This is a genomic window from Vibrio sp. 10N.261.45.E2 (genome assembly GCF_002875705.1).
Taxonomy (GTDB): domain Bacteria; phylum Pseudomonadota; class Gammaproteobacteria; order Enterobacterales; family Vibrionaceae; genus Vibrio.
Window position 1 is genome coordinate 1 of sequence record NZ_MCZZ01000091.1, and the last position, 697, is coordinate 697.

General features: G+C 46.9%; 1 protein-coding gene. It reads right to left on the bottom strand.

Annotation, left to right across the window (positions count from 1 at the left end; genetic code table 11):
* The coding region (locus BCT34_RS04735) for an FG-GAP repeat protein (protein WP_198594885.1) at positions 1 to 697 on the bottom strand (697 nt) is incomplete at both ends.

Sequence of the window (697 nt, forward strand, 5' to 3'; positions counted from 1 at the left end):
GCCTGAGCACCCGAGTTGACCCCCGTACCGTTTGAATCCTCACTATCCGCCCCGACAGCCAGAGTATTGCCATCTGATGATAAAGCAACTGAAGCACCAAAGTAATCATCGAAATCAGTGTTAGAGGCCTTTATGTAGGCTTCCTGAGTCCATGTAGAGGCTCTGTAACGGAAGAGATAAACCGCACCCGAGTTGGCCCCCGTACCGTTTGAATCCTCACGAGGCGCCCCGACAGCCAGCGTATTGCCATCTGATGATAAAGCAACTGAATAACCAAAGTCATCACCTGAACCAGGGTTAGAGGCCTTTATGTATTGAATTAGTGGCGTTAACTCTTGAGGGGTCAGCGACCTATCATTTGATAACTTTTCGCCAAGAGAGTTCTTTGCAATAACAAAATATTCGGATGTTAAATTTTTGATAACACCAATACCGTTAACGACAGCACTAGTGGTAGTTGTAGTTGCGAGTACATCACAAGACTTTGGCTTTGATGTATCTTTTCTACACAGTGAATACTCAGTAGCATTACCCGAAGTCCCCCATGTAAATGTTGTTGTGCTATCAGGGTATTTAGGGGTGATTGTAGTTAGGTTAAATGCTGTTGGAGTCGGCGTAGTCGGCGTAGTCGGTGTAGTCGGTGTAGTCGGTGTAGTCGGTGTAGTCGGCGTAGTCGGTGTAGTCGGTGTAGTCGGTG